Below are 23,390 nucleotides of genomic sequence, written 5' to 3' on the forward strand. Positions count from 1 at the left end.
TAATTATGAACTTCAAATATTTAAAATCATTAGTACCTGTTGCTGCGTTAGCATTGACGTTGGGACTTCACTCGTGTATCAATGATTTGGATGTAACTCCCATTGACCCGAGTACGAAAATGGATTTTGACAGAGATGCGGTCTTTAATAAAGTTTATGCCACTTTGGGGCTGACTGGACAAAAGGGAGCCGATGGTGATGGTGACGTGGATGATATTGATGAAGGTACATCTGCATTTTACCGCATGACTTGGTGTGCCAACGAATTGGTGACTGATGAGGCTATCGTAGCCGGATGGAATGACCCCGGTCTGCCTTCTCTGATTAGTTACACATGGGGAGCTTCCAATGAAATCACTACCGGAGCTTATTATAGACTGAATTTTGACATAACTCTTTGTAACTGGTTCTTGGAAAATACTTCCGATGAGGCAAGCGATGAAGAAAAGGTGATGCGTGCGGAAGTACGTTTTATGCGTGCGCTCAACTATTTCTATCTGATGGACTTGTTTGGCAACGTTCCTTTTAGTGAAACGGTTGAATATGATGTTTATCCTCAACAGATGAAGCGCGCCGAGTTGTTTGCCTATATTGAAGATGAATTGATTAAAAAGGCTGAACCTAACTTGAAAGAGCCTAAGACAAACACCTACGGACGCGTGGATAAGGCGGCTGCATGGCTGCTCCTTGCGCGTATGTATTTGAATGCAGAAGTTTATACCGGTACTGCCAAGTGGACGGAAGCTGCAACTTATGCAGAGAAAGTGATGAAGTCTCAATACTCGCTTTGTAAGCCTTATAAGCATTTATTTATGGCAGACAACGGTGGAGCGGTAGACGGCAATCCTAATAACTTGGCTCCTAATGAAGTTATTCTTCCTATCTTGCAGGATGGTGGAAAAACCCGCAGCTGGGGTGTTTCTCACTTCCTTATTGCCGGTACGCACAAGAAAGATATGAATAACTACGGAAGTACGGAAGAGTGGAAAGGTCCTCGTTGTTGTGAAACGTTGGTTGCCAAATTCTTCCCGAACACTGCATCTGCTCCTTTAGTGGATGAGGTGGCAATGACGGTTGCAGCTAAAGATGATCGTGCTTTGCTTTTCGGTAAAGGCCGTACGGTGTCTACCGGTAAGAATAAAGACTTTGCAGAAGGTTTCTCTTGCGCTAAGTTCACAAATGTTCGTGCCGATGGTGGCCAAACATCAGACAGTGCTTTCCCGGATATGGATGTTCCGTTCATGCGTGCAGCAGAAGCTTATCTGACTTATGCGGAAGCTGTGACCAGAGGTGCGGGAGGTACGGTTACTCCGGAAAAAGCAGCGGATGCAATCAATGAATTGCGGAAAAGAGCAAATGCGGAAGAAAAGGATGCATATACGCTTGAGCAAATTTGTGACGAGTGGGCACGTGAGTTCTACTTCGAAGGCCGTCGCCGTATGGATTTGATTCGTTTCGGAAAGTTTGCAGGTCAGAGCGAGTATAATTGGGATTGGAAAGGCGGCTCCATGAGTGGTACTTCTTTCCCCGAATATCGTAATCTCTATCCGATACCTGTCAATGACTTGAATGCTAATCCGAATTTGAAACAGAATCCGGGTTATTAATCTAAAAGTTTAATGTCTTAATAAGAAAGAATATGAAAAAAATAAATATATTGGCTTCGTTGTGTACAGGATTGCTGTTGCTCGCGGCTTGCGAAAGCGACCGTGACTCCAATCCTACCGTAAAGATGCCGGAAGGATTTACACTTTACGAATCTGTCAATGCTAATAATCCGATTGCATTGGAACAGTCTGATAAAATGTATTTCAGTGTGAAAGAACAACCGGATTACGGATATACCGCTACGGTAAATTATCAGGTGCAAGTGTCTTTGGATGACAAATGGAATGATGCTACGACGGATGCAAAGGCTACATACGGTTCTGTGGAGGATATTTCTACTACGGTAGATATTGAAGCCAGTGCCAAAGGAGTTGCCAAGGCTATCGGATTGCTGAAAGGCTGGAAGAAAGCAACGGATGTTCCTGAAGAGGTAATGGATATATATATACGAATCAAGGCTTATCTTTCTTCGATGGCGGACCAACCTTGCTATTCCAATTCCATTAAAGTGAAAGTTTATCCTTGCTATGTGTCCGAGACGCTTCCGCAGATATGGTATATGGTAGGTACGGCTGTTGGTTCTTGGGATAATAATGCTGGTGCGGAAGGTGAAAAAATTATTCCTATGGCATTGAAGAAAGATGCCAAATATGACGCTACTACAGGTGAAGGTGAATTTACTTATACTGGTTATTTCTGTGGTGACCAGTTGAAGTTTGTCAAGACACCGGGACAATGGACTCCACAATGGGGAGTAAGTTACCGTCCGGACGATGGGACTCCTGACCCGGCTGCCATATCCATTTCTACAAATGGCTACTATACGGTATCTTTTAATAGTACTACGGGATCTGCAAATGCTAAGATTGAAGTGAAACCTTACGAAGGTGATGCTCCCGCTGAATTTACAAACTGGGAACTTGTGGGCGACTTCAACAATTGGGGTAGCGACGGAGTACTTACATTAACTCAAAATACTTCTGTAAAACACATCTGGTATGGGGATGTCGAATTTACGTCGGACGGTGAAGCCTTGTTCCGTACAGATGCTGCTGGTACGGATAATTGTGGTGGAGATACTTTCCCCTACGGATTGAAGACGGACAATAAAATTCCGGTACAAGCCGGTAAGTATCGCGTGGTACTCAATGATGTTGACCGATGCTATTATTTCTTTGAGATAAAAGAAGATTAATGTTGTTAAATTGAAAAAATGAAATTTATGAAACTAAAATCATTATATTCCTTCTTGCTGGCTACCGCACTGGTAGCCTGCAACGAAGACTTCAATGAAGGAATTGCAGGTTATCAGACCAATGACCCTGAAGATGCTGCCGCAACAGTTTCTTTTAGTGCAACGCCTGCTTCGGAGACGGCGATAGATTTGGGTAATTTAGCGGAAGGTACTACTATGGTAAAAGTTTGTTCTTTCACTCCGACGAAAGTGGGAGAGGGTGTAAAACTTAGCTATGTGCTGGATATGAAGTATACCGCTACTGACGGAACTCTTGCCAATCAGAAATTCAAGCTAAATGAGGCAGGGGAGGTAAAGGTAGATGAACTTCAAAGTTTAGTGGAAACAGCTTTTAACAAGCGGCCGGTGGAACGCTCATTTGATGCTTATGTTTTTGAGTATCAAGAAGTAAATAAACAGACTGTTATGGGGAAGTCGGAAAAGTTTGTTATCAAACTGATTCCTGAGGCTCCGGTAATTGCGGAAGCATATTACATGATTGGTAATATGTTTAAGGTGGATGAGAACAATGACGGTTGGAAAGAAGTAACAGAGAAAGGTAAGTTTACTCACAGTGACCAAGATGTATATGTTGATTCCAAGTTTACTTTGATTTTCACTACAACCGAGGCCAATCAATATTGGAAGATAATACCGATAGATAATATTAATAGTGGTAATTTGGGTAATATGCCGGGAGATGTAGGAGTTGTTATTGACGGTGATGATGCAATGAGCGGTAACCTGATTAATAAGGATTGCAAGGCTGGTAAGATTGCCGACCCCGGTATGTATCGTATTACGTTGGATATGATGGAATATACGTATGAAATCAAGAAAATTATGCCTGAATACTTTTTGGTAGGCGACGTTACGTCATGGGATGCTGAGAATGCAAAATATATGTTTTATCCACAAGGTGATAAGAAGTATGCATATATTACGAATTTTGCTAATGCCAGCGGATCAACGAATGTGAAAATATGGTTGGGTGCTGATTTTGGGAACTGGGATAATTGTTATGGTACGACTACAAATGGTGATAAGGCGGTTTCGGGCAATTTAGTATCAGTCAGTGCCGGAGCAATAGCCTGCCCGGAAGCGGATGTACTTTATAAACTGGAAGTTGACTTTTCTACGAATACTTATGTTTGGACAAAACAGAGCAATCAGACTCCGGTCACTTACAATAATATAAGTTTGATTGGTGAGTTTAATGGTTGGGATGCTGAGAATGGTACGGAGAAAGACTTGGAAATGGTAACACCGCACAACTGGTATATTGCGAATTTTGAACCGGGTAAGGACGGTGAATTGAAGTTACGTGCTAATCACGACTGGAGTATTGCTTGGGGAGCTCCGGTAGAAAATGTGACAATTGCCGATAAAAACTATCTGACTTTGCGTACTGCAGACGGTAAGAACTTTACAGTACCGAATGGAAAATACAATGTATTTTTTAATGATATTACCGGTGAGGTGGTATTCCAAACGGTGGAATAATGTATGTAAATCTCTTTTGAGAGTAATTAAAATCTGAACTAGTACTGCCCGGCACATTAATATGTGTCGGGCAGTTTTTGGTATGTAGTTGTTTGGTTATGCAAACGTTTCCGTACTCATTTTATGTTATCTTGTCTTATTTGTGAAAGATAAGTCTATGCTTTTCATACATTTGTTATCAGATAAAAATCTGATAATATGAAAATTATGAAGTCTATTTCTTATTTATTGCTTTGTACATTGATGAGTTGTCTGATTGCTTGTAGCGATGACAACGGAGTGGCACCTGAACCTGACCCGATACCGGATGGGATTCCGGAGGGCTATACTTCAGTTGAGGTTGCACCAGACAATTGGGATGGAACAAAACGTGCAGATATATCTTATCAAATATTGGTGTATTCCTTTGCTGACAGTGATGGTGATAAATATGGTGATATTAATGGGGTGATTTCTAAATTAGACTATATAGACTCTTTGGGTGTGAAGGCTGTTTGGCTGTCACCAATTCATCCGTCTCCTTCTTATCATGGCTATGATGTGACGGATTATACCAAAATAAACCCTAAATTCGGTACGGATGATGATTTTGACCGCCTGATTGCTGAAGCTCACAAACGCAATATCAAAGTTTATTTGGACTATGTATTGAATCATACGAGTATAGAACATCCGTGGTTTCAGCAAGCTAAGACTTCGGTAGATAATGAATATCGGAACTATTATATATTTTCGCAAGCCCCGGCTGTTGATATTAAGGAGGGCAAGATTGATATGATTTCCAGTGAAAATGCGGGAGGATATAATGCCGCCGAATGGTTTTCAGTCTCCGGAGATGAAGTAAAAGCCTGCTATAAATTCCTATTGGATTGGAGTAACCCGTCTAAACCGACCGTCACTGTGATTCAGGGAAACACAGCAGATATAAGTGAAAATACAGCTGCAGATACGGAAAATGACAAATTCATTTGGTTTGGTAAAGATATATGTAAGAAATTCTTTGATAAGGGAAATGGTATCTATGAGCTTACAGTGGATTTTACATCTAACTGGGGCTTTTTGATCCGTACGTCAAATAATCCGAACTGGCCTGCAGGCACTAAATACGGTGCGGTTTCTGAGGATGTCAGGCTGACCTTAGGAAAGACTTTTATACTGAATAGTAGTATCGCTGCCAATATTATGTTTTCGGATATGGATATGTGGAAATATCATTCACATTTTTATACAGCTTCATTTGCCGATCTTAATTATGGTAAAGCAGAGACTTTGGAAACATCTCCCGTATTCCGAAAAGTGACAGATGCTGCTAAAGGTTGGATAGACCGTGGAGTTGATGGCTTTCGTTTGGATGCGGTAAAGCATATCTATCATAATGATAAGTCCGATGAGAATCCTGTTTTTCTAAAGAAGTTTTATGATGAATTGAATACTTATTATAAAGGAGAAGGCAAGACGGATGAACTTTATATGGTAGGTGAGGTACTTTCCGATGCTGAAGTAGTTGCTCCGTATTACAAAGGGCTTCCTGCTTTGTTTGAATTTAGTTTTTGGTATCGGTTGGAGTGGGCGATTAATAATAGTACAGGACGTTATTTTGCTAAAGATATATTGAATTATCAGCAACTGTATCAAGCCAATCGTGAAAACTATATAGAGGCTACCAAACTTTCCAATCATGATGAAGATCGTGCTGGTTTAAAGTTTGATAGATCGGAAGCTAAAGAGAAACTGGCTGCCGCTGTGTTGCTGACTGCTGCGGGAGCACCTTATATCTATTATGGTGAAGAATTGGGTTTCTATGGTATTACGAAGGAAGGTAATGGTGACCAGCATGTGCGTGAACCGATGCAATGGGGGGATAATACTACTACAGAGTATATGAATGGTATCAGTAAGTCGAGTGTGAAGTCGGTTGTGGAACAACAGGAGGATAAAAATTCTCTGTTGAACACGTATCTTGTTTTTACGAAACTTCGTAATACTTATTCTGCAATGGCAGAAGGAATAATGAGTAGCCATGCCATATATAACGAGAGTAATGCGAAGTATAATAATATTGCAGCTTGGTATAGAACAAAAGGGGATGAGAAAATGCTGGTTTTACATAATTTTGGTAGTACTCCAACTGAGTTATCCTTAGCGGATAATATTGAAAAAGCCGTCGGTGTCTCTGGCAAAGCATGGGTGAAAGAGGGGGATAAAGTGACCATCAAATTAGGTGAATATTCGTCTGTCATATTTAAAATAGCTCAGTAGCTATTTATTCGTATATCTTTATCAGCACCCTGTTCAGCCATTCCCATCGGAATCGAAACCAGCGACGGGTGCTGATTTGTTTTCCACCGAAACGGAGTACAAACTCACGATAGCCATGCCGGCGGAATGGCAACCCTACGTCCATAAATTCCAAATGGCGGTAACCGCGTTCTTTTGCATCTCGTAATGCTTGCCAGACGGCAAGAATTCCGGGATATTGCAGGGCATAGGTTTTACGCATACCACCGGAGAACCAAAGGTATGCACTGTCATCAGAATAGATGCAGGCGCTTCCACCGATAATCTTGTCTTTATAGGTGACAATGAAAATACGGCTCTGTTGGCTATGTGTCATTTGTTTCTCCAACTGTTGGAAAAAGTCCATACTGGGAAAATGTCGTCGTATTTTGGCGGAGTAATTGTGGTGTAGCATCTTGGCAAAAGCATGGATTTCCTCTGTGGTGTGTGCTTCTTTGACTTTTGCTCCGTTCTTTACTCCTTTCTTTATTTGGCGGATACGTGAAGGACTGAAACGCACCTCTGCCCGTTCCACGTTGTGCAGAGAGTTGCGGACACGTAGCCAATTAACAGCAAAATAGCGGTTCTTGCGGAATACTTTATAGCCGGATAGTGAATTGTCCAGATTACGGAACTCTATGAGGAATGCTTCACGCAGGGCCTCGTCCGTAAGTCGTTGCAACATATCGCTGAAAATAGTTTCTTTGTCAATCGTTTCATCAAAATATTCTCCTGTACCGTATACTTCACATCGCTTGATGATGGCGGGTGGAAACAGACGTACGCTTTTTCGTATGGCGGCAAGTAGTTTGGCTACGGGCACTCCTCCTTCTGACGCTACAATAAGCAAAGGGGTGTATCCCGGAGTTGCTTCATAGATGTGAAACAATTCTGTGGAATGGAATGTGTTGGTTCCCGGCAGTTTGGGAACTTGACTCCCTCGGTAATATGTAGTCAGTTTCAAAGGCATTGCTGCAAATTTAAAAAAATAATCTTGTATCTTTGCATTGCTTAACAACAAAGTATTCATTTCTAAACGATATACATATATGGAAAGTTTTAGTGAATTGATAAAGTCCCGCCGCAGTATGCGGAAGTTTACAGCAGAAGAATTGACGCAGGAACAGGTGGTTACATTGATGAAAGCTGCACTGATGGCACCTACTTCCAAACGTAGCAATGCATGGCAGTTTATCGTGGTAGACGATAGGGAAACACTGAAAAAACTATCTTTCTGTAAAGAACAGGCTTCACAATTCATTGCAGATGCGGCATTGGCCGTGGTTGTCACTGCCGATCCGTTGGCAAGCGATGTTTGGATAGAAGATGCTTCTATCGCTTCCATTTACTTGCAACTTCAGGCGGAAGATATGGGGTTGGGAAGTTGCTGGGTGCAACTTCGGGAACGTTTTACAGCGTCCGGAATGTCTTCTAACGAATATGTGCATGATGTTCTTGATATTCCCTTGCAGTTGCAAGCTCTCAGTATCATAGCCATAGGTCATAAAGGAATGGAACGCAAGCCTTTCAATGAGGACAACCTGCAATGGGAGAAGATTCACCTTAATAAATATGGAGGAAAGTAACAGTGAGTGCGGCAAAAGCAAATAATAATAAAGATACATACAAGGCTACAGCTATCACGCTGATTGTGTTCGGTGTGCTTTATTTGGTAGATAAGCTGCTGCACTTTTCTACATTGGGCTTGTCGTGGGTGATGAATAGGGATAATTTTTTGTTGTATACGGCAATCATCTTCTTGTTATTCAAACACGATAAATCGGTAGGATTGGTGCTGATAGGTTTGTGGCTGATATTGAACTTCGGGTTGATAACAGCCCTGCTTGGTACAATGTCCGCTTACTTGTTACCGGTAGCGTTGTTGGTTGTAGGCGGTATTTTATATTTGGTATCTACAAGATAGGATGAAGAGAAGTATAGAGGATACATCTATTGTATTTATAGGAGCCGGTAATCTGGCGACGAATTTGGCAAAAACACTTTATTATAAGGGATTCCGTATTGTGCAGATTTATAGTCGTACGGAAGAATCGGCACGCGCATTGGCATATGCGGTGGAAGCTGACTATATTACTGACTTGTCATCTGTGGTGGCTGGTGCGCAGCTTTATATTGTTTCCTTGAAAGATGCGGCTTTTGTGCAATTGCTACCGGAAATAGTGGCAGGAAAGGAGGAGGCTTTATGGGTACATACTGCCGGTAGTATTCCAATGGATGTTTGGGCAGGCCGGGTAAAACGATATGGTGTGTTTTATCCCATGCAAACATTCAGTAAGCAGCGTACTGTTGATTTCCGACAGATACCGGTTTTTATTGAAAGTAATTCTGCGGAAGACACCCGGATGCTGAAAGAGATTGCTTCCGTGCTTTCCGAGAAGGTCTATGAAGCTACCTCGGAACAACGTAAGAGTTTACATTTGGCAGCGGTATTCACTTGTAATTTTACGAATCATATGTATGCCCTTGCCGCCGAATTGTTGAAGAAATATCAACTTCCTTTTGATGTAATGCTACCTCTGATAGATGAGACTGCCCGTAAAGTGCATGAACTTGAGCCGCGCCTTGCACAGACAGGACCGGCCATAAGATATGATGAGAATGTCATCAACAACCATTTGCAAATGCTTTCTGATGAACCGGGGATGCAGGAACTGTACAGACTGATTAGCGAAAGCATACATCAACAAAATAGCTAACCTTTTAGAAAATAACGGGATGAGTACAATCAACTACGATTTGAACAGAATAAAAGCCCTTGCTTTTGATGTAGACGGGGTATTGAGCGCTAATGTTATCCCCATGAGTACGGAGGGTGAACCACTGCGGACGGTAAACATAAAAGACGGATATGCACTACACTTGGCTGCCAAACACGAGATTCCATTGGCTATTATTACCGGTGGGCGTACGGAAGCGGTGCGTAAACGCTTTCTTGCTTTAGGAATATTAGCTGAGAACATATATATGGGGTCTTCCATTAAAATACATGACTACCGTGATTTCCGTGACCGCTATGGCTTACGGGATGAAGAGATACTGTATGTAGGTGATGATATTCCGGATATGGAAGTGATGAGTACTTGCGGTCTGCCCTGTTGTCCGAGGGATGCTACTCCTGAAGTAAAATCTATTGCCCGTTATATATCCCATAAAGACGGAGGATATGGATGCGGACGTGACATCGTGGAGCAGTTCCTCAAAGTAAAGGGCCTTTGGATGGCGGACGAGAGGGCGTTTGGTTGGTAATTTCTATTAGCTGATAATTTATAGTTTAAATTCATAATTCACAGGAAGTCATGTTAGACAATCTAAAGAAATATAAAGTAATCCTTGCTTCTAATTCTCCTCGCCGTAAGGAGTTGTTGTCTGGGTTGGGCGTGAGTTACGAAGTACGTACTTTGCCGGATGTAGACGAGTCGTATCCCGATACTTTGCAAGGGGCAGATATACCTCTTTATATAGCGAAAGAAAAAGCGGATGCCTATCGGAATATGTTGCAGCCGGGTGAACTGATGATAACTGCCGATACCATTGTGTGGCTGGACGGGAGAGTGCTTGGAAAACCTAAGGACAGGGAAGATGCCTTATGTATGTTGCGGGATATGTCCGATCGTACTCATGAAGTATTTACCGGTGTCTGCATAACCACAACAGAGTGGCAGCGAAGTTTTGCCGCCCAGACAGAAGTTCGTTTCTCCAAACTTAGTGAAGAGGAAATTATTTATTACGTAGATAAGTTCCAGCCGATGGATAAAGCCGGCGCTTATGGAGTACAAGAATGGATTGGCTTTATCGGAGTGGAAAATATTTCAGGTAGTTATTATAATATTATGGGTTTACCGGTGCAACGGCTTTATAAGGAACTCTCAACTCTCAACTAAACCAAATCTCTTATTAATGGTATGTCTTTTTCGTTTATACCCAGTTTGATAAGGGTTTCTTTATCTTTGTCGAACATATCAAGGAAAGTCTCCCGATTTCCGCTTTCCGAGGTGGCTTTCCCGTATAATTCCGCTACCTTTTCCATATTTCCCAGTCGCAACGCTACGTGCCCTGCATTGAGATAATCTGTGGCAATAGGTTTGAGGGCAAGCACCTTATTATAATATCGCATGGCCTGTTCAAATTTTCCACTGACAAATGAGCACCAGCCTATGGCACGCCATGCCTTGATGCAATCATTCTCCATGAGATCCAGTTTAAAGAAGCACTGCAAGGCTTCTTCATAGCGTTCCAATTCTGCCAGGCAACTGCCGATGAAGAATATGACGCTTCTGTTTTCCGGCTGTATGGCTTCTACCTTTTTGTAATGCTCCAGCGCCGATGCAAAGTCGCGTAATTGGCGATAGCAAGTGGCAAGGTGGCGGATGGTCCATACATGATCGGGCTTCAGTACATCCGCTTTCCGGTAAGCGCTGATGGCCTCTTTGTAGCGTTTCTCCTTTTGCAGGCAATATCCGGTTTTTTGAAAGATGTCTGCATCGGCATAATTCATATCTATTATTTCTTGGTAGATACTTAAAGCTTCAGTCGGGCGCTCTTTGCGGAAATGAAAATCAGCTATAGTAACCAATAATTCCGGTTTGCACAAAATATCTTTCAGTGCCGGGATACGGTGCAGAGTTATTTCCTCTTTGAAAATATCACGGAATTCATGACGGCGTTGGCTTAACTTGAAGAAGCGGTATAGATCGTGGATGTACTGGTTGCTGATAACATCCGGACGCTGTGCGTACTGTCTTAATCCGGACGACTTGCTTTCGTCCATTAATTCATTCAGGTCCTGTGATGTCATTTGGCTTAGCATCATATTGCGTTGTGCTTGCGGAATATGTGCCATAGTAAAGCATAATGAATACTTATCACTGTTGCAGAAAAAGCCTGATTGTAGTATTAATGATAGAATGGCATTGTCTCCTGTCGGTTTCAGTCCAAACTCCCGTATAATACTGGAATGTTGCATATCGAACGGATAGAACCAGTTGTGTGGGTCTTGGAAAAACGGATAGCTCTTGAGTTGGGCAAATGTACTCATATATACATCGGCGCCTTCCAGTTGCAGTTCATTCATTTCACGTATCTTATCACCCAATCCGGATTGTTCAAACGCTTTCTCCCAATCCGGGTTACGGTCGTTTTCATCTATGTTTTCCTCGAAGCCGTACTTCATGTTGCGCATGATACTTACGTTCTTCATCATTTCCGGAATGATTTCTTCGCGCATCTTCTTGTCTATCTTCTCTGTCTCCTGACTGCGGAGCAGCTGGATGTAAATCCGGTTCAGTTGTTTGCCGAAACTGCCGTCTTCATTAAGAAGCAACAATCTTGCTTCCAACTCAGGATATAGCCACAGACGGTTGGAGTGTATGTGTAGCACAATGGCAAGAACTACCAAAGCACGTTGGCTGACTTGTGTATCAGCGTGCATTGTGGCATCCAGTAACCAAGAGAACTTGCGCGGATCAAAACATTCCATTAAGCTAAGTAGAATAGCTCCTGTAAATAAGCATAAATCATTTACCGGCAGCAACTCGGAATCTAAATATGTTTTGGCTTCCTGTTCTTCTTCCGTTGTCCAGCCGCTGTTTCCCCATGTTGTAAGAAACAGATATTGGGCAGTTTCTTCGTGACGTTTCAAAGCACTGTCCAAACTCTTTTTATTGTCCGGCATGAGTTGGCAAACCGCCATGTCATCCTGAAACGATTCCAAAACTTTCAGCCATGAGGACATGCCATAGCCGGCTACCATATTCCTTTTATTCTTGTGCAGGGCATGGTAATAGTGAGTGGAAACTTCATCGAGCAAGCTGACACGCGTCTGTTCGGCAATTTCCCATGTTTCTGCCAAAAGTTGCCGGTATAGTTTCTGCCGTTCCGGATCGTTTACGCCTTGACGCATATATTGCAACATATATTGGTAGGACATCTTAGCCTGTTCCAAGCGGCTGCGAAGAGTCCAATCGTTGCAGTTCCATAAAAAGGCTTCCAGTTGTACCTGAGCCTCTTTCAGACGTTTCTGTTCCAATAGACTGACTATATGTTGATATTGCTCTTGTATGGCTTGCTCGTTCATAAGATTGTATTCGTTAAGTGATTATACTCTACAAATGTACAAAAAGAATGCCAAAATGTTCGGTAGGAGTTAAAGAAGTTAGAATCTAACCTGTAATTGCGCTTGCAACAGGTTGGAAGATTCTCCCTTATGAGGATTACAATAAGTATATTGTGCTTGCAAGCGGCATTTGGGGTAGAACCACCATTGTACACCGGCTACATAGTTGCTCTGTTTATAATCCTGCGCTTTATCTTTATTGAAGTAATCGTAAGATGCTACTATATCGAACTTGGGAAGTACATGTACGGACGCTGTTGCATAATATCCGTCACTTTTTATATGTCCGTCTTTACCGGCAAGATATTCGGTGCGCAAACTGACAGGCTTTGTCTGAATGGTAGCTCCTGCCGACCAGCGGTTTCGTGTGTAGTTGTCACCTACGGCTATGTCCGGATTGATGGCAGATGCGACTACTGCACATCCTTTGCCTTTGATGAACGAACCACCTACCGACAACCAATCGAGCGGATGAACCATTAAGCCGCCTACTATATCTTTTTGATTATTCTTGTCTTTAAGATTGATGCCTTGTCCATTCATAACGGCAAAGTTATAACTCAGTTTCTTCTTGAAAAGGTCACCGTAGATGAGGATTCCCATATCACGGCCGCTACTTGAACCGTACAAAGGATCGCTTCCATTGATACCTGCCAGATAGTTGACTGCCTGTGAATAACAGCTTATCAGCTCTACAAAACAGGGTGACATAGGATTCTCGATAGTGTACATCGTTTTGAACTGTCCGATACGGGCAGTGAGTTGAGGCAGGAACTGATATTCTGTATAGGCTTCCAGTATTTTTCCGGTATTGGCGAAGCTATACATGAAGTAACACGACCATTTATCGGTAATTTTACCGCGTGCCATAAATATAACTCGTTTGAGGTCGAAAGTATTGCTGGCTTTTTCGCCGGCATCGTCATAGGTGTATCCCACTTGGGCATAACCTGCCAGAGTGATACGTTCTTTCAGTGTATTCACTACATCATTCAGGCACGCATCTTGGGCTTTTAACGTATATGCAGAGAGAAGAAGAAAGCAGGATAGTAGAATTCGTTTCATGTGTTGGATATATAATTAAAAAAAAAGCAACCCTTTTTTCAAAGAGCTGCCTTTTGTATTGATTAGATTCTTTTTATTCGTTGATAGCAGCGATACCCGGAAGAACTTTTCCTTCGATTGCTTCAAGCAATGCACCGCCACCGGTAGAAACGTAAGAAACACCGTTTGCCAAACCGAACTTGTTTACGCAAGCTACAGAGTCACCACCACCTACGAGTGAGAATGCACCGTTTTTGGTTGCTTCTACGATAGCTTCACCTACTGAACGTGAACCGTGAGTGAAGTTTTCGAATTCAAATACGCCTGTAGGACCGTTCCAAAGGATAGTCTTGGAATTCTTAATAACTTCAGCGAAGATTTTTTCAGTCTCAGGACCTATATCCAGACCTTCCCAGCCGTCAGGTATTTCATTTACTTTGCAGAACTGAGTGTTGGCGTCGTTAGAGAATGAGTCAGCAATTTTGGCATCTACAGCCAATACGAGGTTTACACCTTTTTCTTTTGCTTTCTTCAACAACTCGAGAGCCAAATCCAACTTGTCGTCTTCACAGATAGAAAGACCGATTTTACCTCCTTGAGCTTTGGTGAAAGTATAAGTCATACCACCGGTGATAATAAGGTTGTCTACCTTGTTTAGCAGGTTTTCGATGATTTCAATCTTGGAAGATACTTTAGAACCACCCATGATAGCAGTGAACGGACGTTTGATGTCATTCAGCACTTTGTCCACAGCTTTCACTTCTTTTTCCATCAGGTAGCCGAACATCTTATTGTCTTTGTCGAAGTATTTAGCGATCAATGCTGTAGAAGCGTGTGCACGGTGAGCTGTACCGAATGCGTCGTTTACATAGCAGTCTGCATAAGAAGCCAATTTCTTGGTAAATTCTTTCTGACTTTCTTTAACTGCAGCTTTGGCGGCTTTCTTTTCTTCGTCTGTTGCGTCTTCAGCCAAACCGCGTGGTTTACCTTCTTCCTCAGCGTAGAAACGGAGGTTTTCGAGCAACAGCACCTCACCCGGTTGCAGAGCGGCAGCCTTAACGGCAGCTTCTTCGCCCATACAGTCGTTAGCAAACTGTACTTCAACACCCAGCAGGTCTGACAAATGTTTCAGAATGTGCTTCAAAGAGAATTTGTCTGTCGCGCCTTTCGGACGGCCGAGGTGAGAACCGATGATAATACTGCCACCGTCAGCCAAAATCTTCTTCAATGTAGGAAGAGCGGCACGCATACGGGTATCGTCTGTAATGTTGAAGTTTTCGTCCAAGGGCACATTGAAGTCCACGCGAACGAATGCCTTTTTTCCGGCAAAGTTAAATTGATCAATTGTCATAATACTCTATTTTTATTTAAAAGTGTTACTATTTTCTTTTTGTGACGGCAAAGTTAGTATTTATTTCTTTTTTTCGCTATGAAATCATTATTTATTCTTCCCCTTCATTACTCTCTTTGTTAACTTTATACTTCCGGCAGTAATATTTGCACATCAATTGCAAACCGCAGTTGTCACATTGGGGGGTACGTGCCTGACATACATACCGTCCATGCAGGATGAGCCAATGGTGGGCGATGGGAATATCCGCTTCAGGAATATGTTTGACCAACTCCTTCTCCACACTGAACGGGGTGGTGCATTTGTCGGACACTAACCCTAAACGGTGGCTGACACGGAATACATGGGTATCTACCGCCATAGCGGCTTTGTTGAAAACTACCGACTGAATTACATTAGCTGTTTTACGTCCCACGCCGGGCAGTTTTACGAGTTCTTCCAATGTGTCGGGTACTTGGCTGTTAAAGTCTTTCACCAGCATTTTTGCCATGCCTACAAGGTGCTTGGCCTTATTGTTGGGATAAGACACACTGCGTATGTATTCAAATACTACTTCCGGTGTGGTAGCGGCAAGCGCTTCGGGAGTAGGAAAGTCCCGGTACAGAGGGGGAGTTATCATGTTTACCCGTTTATCCGTGCATTGGGCGGAAAGAATTACTGCAATCAATAGCTCATACGGATTGTTGTAATGCAACTCGGTTTCCGCTACGGGACGGTTTTCCCTGAACCAGGCGAGTATTTTTTCGTAACGTTCCTTTTTTCTCATCGTAATTTGTTTTTATGATAATGAGGGGTAACCTTGCCATTGAAATAAAGCATGGAAATTATCGTCAGGCAGGCTCCGAAAAGATACGCCTTGTCGAAGGTGCTGATTTCGGCTATATATCCGCCTGTCAGCATACCGATACCTATCCCTACATCCCATGAGGTCAGGTAGGTAGAAGTTGCCGTACCTCGCTGATTGTTGGGAGCCAGATTTACAAACAGGGTATTGTAAGCCGGAAACATGATGCCGAAACCAATCCCGAGCAACAATGCTACGGCAAAGAAGATGATGCTGCATGCCATGCTGTTCCAATTGATAATGTAGACGCAAGCCGAGAGCAGGAAGAAGCTGAATACAACAATGTATAGCCCTGCCGAAATTACTTGCGTTATTTTTCCCTTGTCTACAATCTTGCCGGAAAAGATACGGGAGATAGCCATGCCCACCGCCATAAAAGTAAAGAAAAAACCGGTAGTCGCATTGATGCCGATTTCTTTGGCATACATGGCGACGTAATTGGTAGTCATTCCGTAAGGAATGGATAATAAAAGCAGGCTGATGCCCGCAGGAATACCTTTCAGCAGAATGAAACGGTCGAGTGAAATTGGTTCGCGTCTGACAGGTGGCTTGTATGGGGTCTTCACCAATGCGGCACAGATAAATCCGGCAATGCAGGAACCCAACGAGCAACAGAAAATGGTAGTATAACTCATACCTGCATCGTGCAGGAACAAACCGGACATCGGTCCCACTGCCATGGCTATGTTGTTGGAGAGCCCGTAATATCCGAGTCCTTCTCCGCGCCTTGATGAGGGCATAATGTCGATAACTACTGTGTTTCCGCCTACAGTCACCATACCGAATGATACGCCGTGTATGATACGGAATAGGATGAACAGTGTCAGTGAGCCGGCTATGATATATCCGGCAAACATCGTCATAAAGATGAAGTAGGCCAGCAGATACAAAGGCTTACGGGCAAAGCTGTCCAAAAAATAGCCGGAGAACGGACGGATGCACAAAGCGGCTACCGTATAGCAGGAGAGGATGATACCAATGGTAGAGTTTCCTGCACTGAATACCTCGGATAGATAGAACGGTAATACGGGGATTAATAGCCAAAACCCGAAGTATAGCAGAAAGTTGGCTGCAAGAATAAAGCAATAGCTGGAAGTTACAAGCCTATCTTTCATTGGGTGGAAATTTAATAAGATTGATAATAAATATACTTTTAGGCACGGATTACACGGATTTCACGGTTCCTTTTAATCTAATCCGTGTTTTCCGTGTAATCCGTGCCTAATTAAAGAAATAAATAGTAAGCGAGTTTCAGTTTGGACATATCCCAACCTAATGCTTAATATAGAAATATATAAGAGCGTTCTATATTAATAAGCCGCTTCGAATTCTTTCAGGAAGCGTGTATCATTTTCAGAGAACAGGCGCAAGTCGTTTACACGGTATTTCAGGTTGGCGATGCGTTCTATACCCATACCTAAAGCGTAACCGCTGTACACCTTGCTGTCAATGCCGTTTAACTCCAATACATTGGGGTCAACCATACCGCAACCTAAGATTTCAACCCAGCCTGTTCCTTTACAGAAGGGACATCCCTTGCCGCCGCAGATGTTACAGCTAATGTCCATTTCGGCACTTGGCTCCGTAAACGGGAAGTACGAAGGACGGAGACGAATCTTAGTGTCCTTGCCGAACATTTCCTGAGCGAAGAGTAATAGGGCTTGCTTCAAGTCGGTGAACGATACGTTACGGTCTATAAACAAGGCCTCTACCTGATGGAAGAATGCGTGTGCACGATAACTGATAGCTTCGTTACGATATACACGTCCCGGACAAAGCACCCGAATAGGCGGTTGAGTCGTTTCCATCACACGACTTTGTACACTGGATGTATGTGTGCGAAGGATGATATTATGTGATACATTCTCAGCATTATTTTCGATGAAGAAAGTATCCTGCATATCACGTGCCGGATGATCTTCGGCAAAGTTCATAGCTGAGAAAACGTGCCAGTCGTCTTCCACCTCCGGACCGTCGGCAATGTTGAATCCCATACGGGCGAATATATCAATGATCTCGTTTTTTACGATGCTGAGTGGGTGACGTGTCCCTAATTTTACGGGATAAGCCGAACGGGTAAGATCAAGGTCATCGCAACCGTTGTCTTGGTTTTCGAATTGCTCTTTCAGAGTACTGATCTTTTCCTGCGCTTTGTTTTTAAGTTCATTCAGGCGCATACCTACTTCTTTTTTGAGTTCGGCAGGTACGTTGCGGAAGTCCGCCATCAGTTCATTAATGGCTCCCTTTTTGCTAAGGTACTTGATGCGAAGTGCTTCCAATTCCTCGGCGTTAGCGGCTTTCAGTGCTTCTACTTCTTGCAGAAGCTCGTTGATTTTAGCTATCATATCGTTGTTATTATTTATTCTTTAAATGCATAAAACGGTGCAAAGATACAATTTTATCATTGTTTTGCCTTCAATCGCCGCATATTATTTTTTATGGTCATTTGTAGACTACTTTGTATCATGAGACGGATTTATGTATCTCAGTCATTGTATAACACTCCATTCAAAAACGACTCCGTTAGTTCGTGTAGTATTTGAGCCAGGCCAATCTGCAGAATAAGGTTCACCGGTGAGCACATCTATACCTATATAGCGATTTGTTTTGAGTGACAGTAACATACATTGATTGCGAAGCATATCTTGCCACATAAATAGACTGGCATCACTTTCCTTGTCCATTAGGCGCACGTCTCCCGAAAGACCTTCACCTGCAACGGTCAAGAAGCCGCTTCCATTCATCGCTTCCAAGGCTACACGCCCTTTTCCGCGGTCATGAATTCTGAATTGGCTGTCTTTCGGATTGTATTCGTTGCTGTTGATATTTGCATTGCGCAATATGCGGCGTGAATTCGTCCATACAAAAGAATTATTTGCTAAATTTTTGAGAGTAATTACTTTTCCGATAGGAAGATTTGCGGAACGGTCGGCAAGTGGCTCCTCGATTTTGAAGTTGTCGAATTCGGCATATCCTCCTTCTTTCCCTTCTGTGTTGTAAGCAAACAAGGCAAATCTCACTCCTTGGAAAGTTTTCATTTGATAGCCTAAACGTAAATTGCTCCCCATTTCTTTAAAGTTTGTACCATCAGTGCTATAACTCAGCCTAGCCAAATCATTGTCAAAATCTCCTTCGGCGCGTAAATAGATTTTTCCCGTCGAAATTGGTTCATCTACTTTTATGTTCTTGACCAAGTCGTAAAAGCGTATTACATCTCCCTTTCCGGTACGCAGTACTCCAATCCAATAATAGGGAACATTCAGTAAAGCCAATCCGGCTATATCACCTTTTTTCAGTGATTTGGTATTCAGCTCTACAATGGCATTTGATTCAGGTCCGACTGTTCGCTGCGTTAGTGAATTCTTGGCGTGCATAAAACTCTTGGCCGGCATAGTGTGCAAACGTAACGTTCCGTTTTTTAACGCCCATTTCTTTTCTACGGGATAGTGATTCCATTGCCAGATTGGTTTCAAATCTTTTCCCGAGAAGTCATCATTGCGTTCGTAAGTAGTATGAGGAGTTGTTTCAATTCCTACATTCGGCTTGAACCATGTGCGAGGTGAACGTCCTAAATTATTCTCTATTCCGAAAAAAGGCCAGCCGTTTTTCCATGTCACCGGAGAAAGGAAAGTCAAACGTCCGACAGATTTTACATCCATCATTGAAACACCCCACCATTCGCCATTCGGCAAATCTACAATTCCGCCTTGATGTAGTGGTACAGCATAGTAAGCGTCCGGGTTTGGGGCTGTGAATGTTATCTTGTCTCCTTCTTTAGGGATATCGGACCAGAATCCAAATTCATTCGACCACCATCCGCGTTGCGTACCCATTGTTTCGCGGTTGCTGATAACGGCGGTTTCGTAAGGACCTTCCGGCTTGTCGGCACGAGCGCATTGCATGCGGCCTACGGGTGCATAGTCTGCACTGATAATATAATATTTTCCATCTATTTTATAGAAATGGTGTCCTTCCCCCATAGCGCTGCCTTTAGGAATAATTACTTTTTCACTCCCTTCTACATAGCCACTGAAATCGGGCTTGAGTTGAATCAGGCGTACTTCATCATAACCATGTACGGCATATATTTTGTCGTCATCATCAAACAGTATTCCCAAATCATAAATTCTGCCACCCATATTTTTGTGTACCCAAGGGCCGGTGGGGTCTTTGGCGGAAAACACTTGTAAACCATGGTCATTTACGTTGACGAATACATAGAAGGTACCTTTATGATAACGGATGGCAGGAGCCCATATTCCGTTTCCGTAGATACCTTTATTACCTTCCAAGTGGAAGTCGGGCCCTAAATCAAGTCTGTCAAATATGTAGGTTACAAATTCCCAATTGACTAAATCTTTGGAACGTAGTAGCGGCAGCCCTGGCATGGCATGCATGGAACTGGCTACCATGTAAAAGTCCGTTCCCACACGTATCAGGTCCGGGTCTGTGAATTCGTCGTAGAATAGTGGATTGGTAAAGGTTCCGTTACCATTGTCAGCTGTCCACGACTGGGCTTGCAACTGACAGAATGTTATCAGTCCGAAAATAATAGAAAATAGATGTTTCATGATTGTTCTATTGAATAGGGTGAATATATCAATTTAAGAGTTATTTGGAAAACATCCAATAGTCGAAATACATGATGCGGCCGGGCTTATCTCCTTTGAAGATGAAATACAAGTCATGTATTCCTGTTACTTTAGATGTCTCAGTGCTCACCAATGCCCATCTGTCATCACCTCCGGTCAGTGGTACTTTAGTAGTTCCCAATAGCTGTCCCTGAGGACTATCGAGCCGAATTTCCATGGTCACGCCGCCATTGTGTGTAGTTCCTACTCTTGCTGTAAATTTGCTGGGACCGTGATCGCGAAAATTAACGTTTCTGACTTTGGTATATGCGTTGTTTTGCATGGCGTTGATAAAAACTCCTACTTCTGCATTCTGTGCGGCTTTGGCTCCTTCGGAGAATGCTATAGTTTCTGCCTCTGTCTTTCGATATGGATTTAGGGTTGTGAGTCCTTGTTGGATTCCGTTCGTCATTTTCAGAGGTTTGATGGAACCGTTTTTGTTGAATTCTACTTGTTCTACGCATACTGAACGGGTGAAGCCTGAGCCTCCGGGAAGCGCTCCGCTGTGATAAAACAAGTATGTATTTCCTTTATAGTCTACAATTCCGGGATGGTTGGTGAAGCTTCTTCCTTCCGTAGGCATAAGTACCCCGCCATATTTCCAAGGACCGAGGGGACTTTTGCTGGTTGAGTAGCCGAGGTGTTCTGAAATAGGACCGCCTGCCCACAATAAATAATAAAGGTCATTGCGTTTATACAGCCATGGACCCTCTTCGTATAATGTCGGCCGTTCCTTCACGTTACCTTCCCGTTTGCCAAAAGCTTCTTCTGTCATTGGAACGCGTACGATGTCCCCCTCATAAGAAATCATATCTTCATTCAATTTTACATAATAACAGAAAGGATTTCCCCAATAGAGGTATGCCTGCCCGTCATCATCAATGAATACGGTAGGGTCAATATCTCCTTTTTTACTTTGCACCAACGGTTTTCCCAGTGGATCTATAAAAGGGCCGTAGGGGCTGTCGGATACTGCTACGCCAATTGCGGGGCTATTGGTTGTGCGTGATGTTACCGGCACATATGCATAGAATTTACCATCTCTTTCTATACATTGCATAGCCCATGCATCTCCTTTTGCCCAGCTGAATGTCTTGTAGGAAAGCACAGCGCCATGATCGGTCCAGTTCACCATATCGGTAGTGGTGTATAGTTTCCAGTCATTCATAACAAACCATGTGGATGCATCCTCGTCGTGACTGGTGTAGAGATAAAGTACGTCATTGTGTACCATCGGTGCCGGATCGGCTGTGTACATGGTTTGTACAATAGGATTCTGTGCGATTACCGGAAGAGAGCATATTCCCAGGCAAATACTTAAAAAAAGGTTCTTGTTCATAAGATATTATTTTTTTGTGATTTATTTAAACATCCAATAATCAAGGTTGAAAAGTTCGTGTGGAGTTCTGCCTCTAAAGACAAGATATAGGTCATGAATTCCTTTGGTTGTTTTTATGTTGGTGGAATGTTCCTCCCAATTTTCCCATTCTCCAGTGTAGGGGATATTTAAGGTTCCTATTATTTCTCCTTCAAGTGAGTCGATTCTAAGTTCTATTTTCCCACCATGATATCTGCTAGATGCAGAAGCAATAAATTGAGAAGCACCTTTTTGTCCGAAGTTTACATCACGAACTTTTATATAGTCGGTATTGTGGATAGAGGTAATATAAACACCTCTTTCTGCATCGGTAGCGGAAATAACGCCTTGTGACCATGCTATGGTTTCGGCTTCTGTCCGTTTGTATGGATTGAGTGTACTTACCCCTTTCTTGATGCCTTCATCAGTCATGTGCATTTGCGGTATGGTGCCGTCAGGGTTGTATGTAAATTGCTCTACGCATACCGATCTGCAATAGCTATGTCCTCCGGGTAGTGCGTCGTTATGGTAAAAGAAGTAAGAATTGCCTTTATAATCTATTATGCCGGGGTGATTGGTATTACTTCCTTTTTCCAATGGCATTACTATTCCTCCGGCCTTCCATGGCCCTTTTGCTGTTTGGCTTGTAGAATAATGTATAGACTCCGGAAACTCGGCGGCATAGATCATATAGTATAGGTTATTCCGCTTATATACCCAAGGTGCTTCTGTGAATCTTCCGAAAAAGGCCGTATTATCTTTGGCATCGAGCGCTGTTATAGAGTCATTCAATGATATCATATCTTTATTCAGTTTGGCTTGATAGCATACACCGTTACCCCAATATAGGTATGCCTGTTCATCGTTATCGATAAATACCGTAGGATCAAGGTCATCCCAGGAGTGTTTGGCAGTTGTAGTCATGTTGTTGGTTACCAATGCCCGGCCTAATGCATCTTTGAAGGGGCCATAAGGTGAATCTGCAACGGCTACACCGATGGACGAACCTGGGCTGAATTTGTTTTGTGAGGATATATACCAATAAAACTTACCATCCCGCTCTATGCATTGTGCAGCGCTGGCATCTCCGGCTGACCATTTGAAATCACTTGTTTTCAGCGGTGTTCCACAGTCTGTCCAATTCACCATGTCGGTAGTGATATACAGGCGGTATTCCCTCATCAGGTATGCGTTGGAGGGAGCATCCTTTTCATCGCATCCCACATAAAGGAATAATGTATCGTTATGCACCATTGGGGCAGGATCGGCTGTATATTTGGTTTGAATAATCGGATTTTGTGCCGTTGCCAAAAGAGGAAGGAATCCCAGACATAGGGCTAAAATGTTGTTTTTCATCATAATCGTTATTGTTGATAGTTGTTTTTAATACAAATATTTATTGTGGATA

19 protein-coding genes are annotated in these 23,390 nt (G+C 42.9%); 9 read left to right on the top strand and 10 right to left on the bottom strand.

Features of this window, described 5'->3' with window-relative positions:
- The first annotated feature begins 5 nt into the window (after positions 1-5).
- From KG118_RS05785 to KG118_RS05800, 4 genes are all read left to right on the top strand, one after another.
- Positions 6-1,607, top strand: a complete 1,602-nt coding sequence (locus tag KG118_RS05785; RefSeq protein ID WP_117711323.1) for a RagB/SusD family nutrient uptake outer membrane protein — start codon at positions 6-8, stop codon at positions 1,605-1,607.
- A gap of 32 nt (positions 1,608-1,639) precedes the next feature.
- Positions 1,640-2,803 carry a SusF/SusE family outer membrane protein gene (locus KG118_RS05790; RefSeq protein ID WP_117711324.1) on the top strand — a complete coding sequence of 388 codons (1,164 nt, stop codon included), beginning with the start codon at positions 1,640-1,642 and terminating at the stop codon, positions 2,801-2,803.
- Positions 2,804-2,830: 27 nt separating this feature from the next.
- On the top strand, positions 2,831-4,345 hold the full coding sequence (locus KG118_RS05795; RefSeq protein WP_117711461.1) for an Outer membrane protein SusF domain-containing protein: 1,515 nt from the start codon (positions 2,831-2,833) through the stop codon (positions 4,343-4,345).
- Positions 4,346-4,543: 198 nt separating this feature from the next.
- Positions 4,544-6,604 (top strand): alpha-amylase family glycosyl hydrolase, encoded by a 2,061-nt coding sequence (locus KG118_RS05800; protein WP_117711325.1) that lies wholly within the window; start codon positions 4,544-4,546, stop codon positions 6,602-6,604.
- A 4-nt stretch (positions 6,605-6,608) separates the two neighbouring features.
- Here KG118_RS05800 and KG118_RS05805 read toward each other — a convergent pair whose 3' ends face one another.
- The gene (locus tag KG118_RS05805) at positions 6,609-7,592 is read right to left on the bottom strand and encodes a GNAT family N-acetyltransferase (protein ID WP_117711326.1); all 984 of its coding nucleotides are present in this window, start codon (positions 7,590-7,592) and stop codon (positions 6,609-6,611) included.
- A gap of 79 nt (positions 7,593-7,671) precedes the next feature.
- Here KG118_RS05805 and KG118_RS05810 point away from each other — a divergent pair, with 79 nt between their 5' ends.
- The 5 genes from KG118_RS05810 to KG118_RS05830 are packed head-to-tail and all read left to right on the top strand — an operon-like array spanning position 7,672 to position 10,524.
- A complete protein-coding gene (locus KG118_RS05810; RefSeq protein WP_117711462.1) occupies positions 7,672-8,208 on the top strand; it encodes a nitroreductase family protein in 537 nt (178 codons plus the stop codon).
- A 2-nt stretch (positions 8,209-8,210) separates the two neighbouring features.
- A complete protein-coding gene (locus KG118_RS05815; protein WP_009122412.1) occupies positions 8,211-8,546 on the top strand; it encodes a hypothetical protein in 336 nt (111 codons plus the stop codon).
- 1 nt (position 8,547) lies between these two features.
- Complete coding sequence (locus KG118_RS05820) at positions 8,548-9,339, top strand: Rossmann-like and DUF2520 domain-containing protein (protein WP_117711327.1); 792 nt, start codon at positions 8,548-8,550, stop codon at positions 9,337-9,339.
- Between the two features lie 19 nt (positions 9,340-9,358).
- Complete coding sequence (locus KG118_RS05825; RefSeq protein WP_117711328.1) at positions 9,359-9,889, top strand: KdsC family phosphatase; 531 nt, start codon at positions 9,359-9,361, stop codon at positions 9,887-9,889.
- A gap of 50 nt (positions 9,890-9,939) precedes the next feature.
- Positions 9,940-10,524, top strand: coding sequence for a Maf-like protein (locus KG118_RS05830; protein WP_117711329.1), 585 nt, complete (start codon positions 9,940-9,942; stop codon positions 10,522-10,524).
- Here the strand turns inward: KG118_RS05830 and KG118_RS05835 are convergent.
- The 9 genes from KG118_RS05835 to KG118_RS05875 all read right to left on the bottom strand — a co-directional run bounded on the left by KG118_RS05835 (position 10,521) and on the right by KG118_RS05875 (position 23,341).
- Entirely contained in the window at positions 10,521-12,716 is a 2,196-nt protein-coding gene (locus KG118_RS05835; RefSeq protein ID WP_117711330.1) for a tetratricopeptide repeat protein, read from the bottom strand. The two genes, KG118_RS05830 and KG118_RS05835, sit on opposite strands and share 4 nt — an antisense overlap.
- 78 nt (positions 12,717-12,794) lie before the next feature.
- Positions 12,795-13,820, bottom strand: a complete 1,026-nt coding sequence (locus KG118_RS05840) for a porin (protein WP_117711331.1) — start codon at positions 13,818-13,820, stop codon at positions 12,795-12,797.
- Positions 13,821-13,893: 73 nt separating this feature from the next.
- The gene (locus KG118_RS05845; protein WP_087412755.1) at positions 13,894-15,153 is read right to left on the bottom strand and encodes a phosphoglycerate kinase; all 1,260 of its coding nucleotides are present in this window, start codon (positions 15,151-15,153) and stop codon (positions 13,894-13,896) included.
- 88 nt (positions 15,154-15,241) lie between these two features.
- Entirely contained in the window at positions 15,242-15,916 is a 675-nt protein-coding gene (gene nth / locus KG118_RS05850; protein WP_117711332.1) for an endonuclease III, read from the bottom strand.
- Complete coding sequence (locus tag KG118_RS05855; RefSeq protein WP_117711333.1) at positions 15,913-17,109, bottom strand: MFS transporter; 1,197 nt, start codon at positions 17,107-17,109, stop codon at positions 15,913-15,915. The genes nth and KG118_RS05855 overlap by 4 nt, the downstream gene beginning before the upstream one ends.
- 195 nt (positions 17,110-17,304) lie before the next feature.
- Positions 17,305-18,339, bottom strand: coding sequence for a phenylalanine--tRNA ligase subunit alpha (gene pheS / locus KG118_RS05860; protein ID WP_117711334.1), 1,035 nt, complete (start codon positions 18,337-18,339; stop codon positions 17,305-17,307).
- Between the two features lie 144 nt (positions 18,340-18,483).
- Entirely contained in the window at positions 18,484-20,565 is a 2,082-nt protein-coding gene (locus KG118_RS05865) for a glycoside hydrolase family 43 protein (protein ID WP_117711335.1), read from the bottom strand.
- A gap of 40 nt (positions 20,566-20,605) precedes the next feature.
- Complete coding sequence (locus tag KG118_RS05870) at positions 20,606-21,964, bottom strand: glycoside hydrolase family 43 protein (protein WP_117711336.1); 1,359 nt, start codon at positions 21,962-21,964, stop codon at positions 20,606-20,608.
- 21 nt (positions 21,965-21,985) lie between these two features.
- Entirely contained in the window at positions 21,986-23,341 is a 1,356-nt protein-coding gene (locus KG118_RS05875; protein ID WP_117711337.1) for a glycoside hydrolase family 43 protein, read from the bottom strand.
- Positions 23,342-23,390 lie beyond the last annotated feature (49 nt).

Origin of the sequence: Bacteroides propionicigenes (genome assembly GCF_018390535.1) — a bacterium.
GTDB classification, from domain to species: Bacteria; Bacteroidota; Bacteroidia; order Bacteroidales; family Bacteroidaceae; genus Bacteroides; species Bacteroides propionicigenes.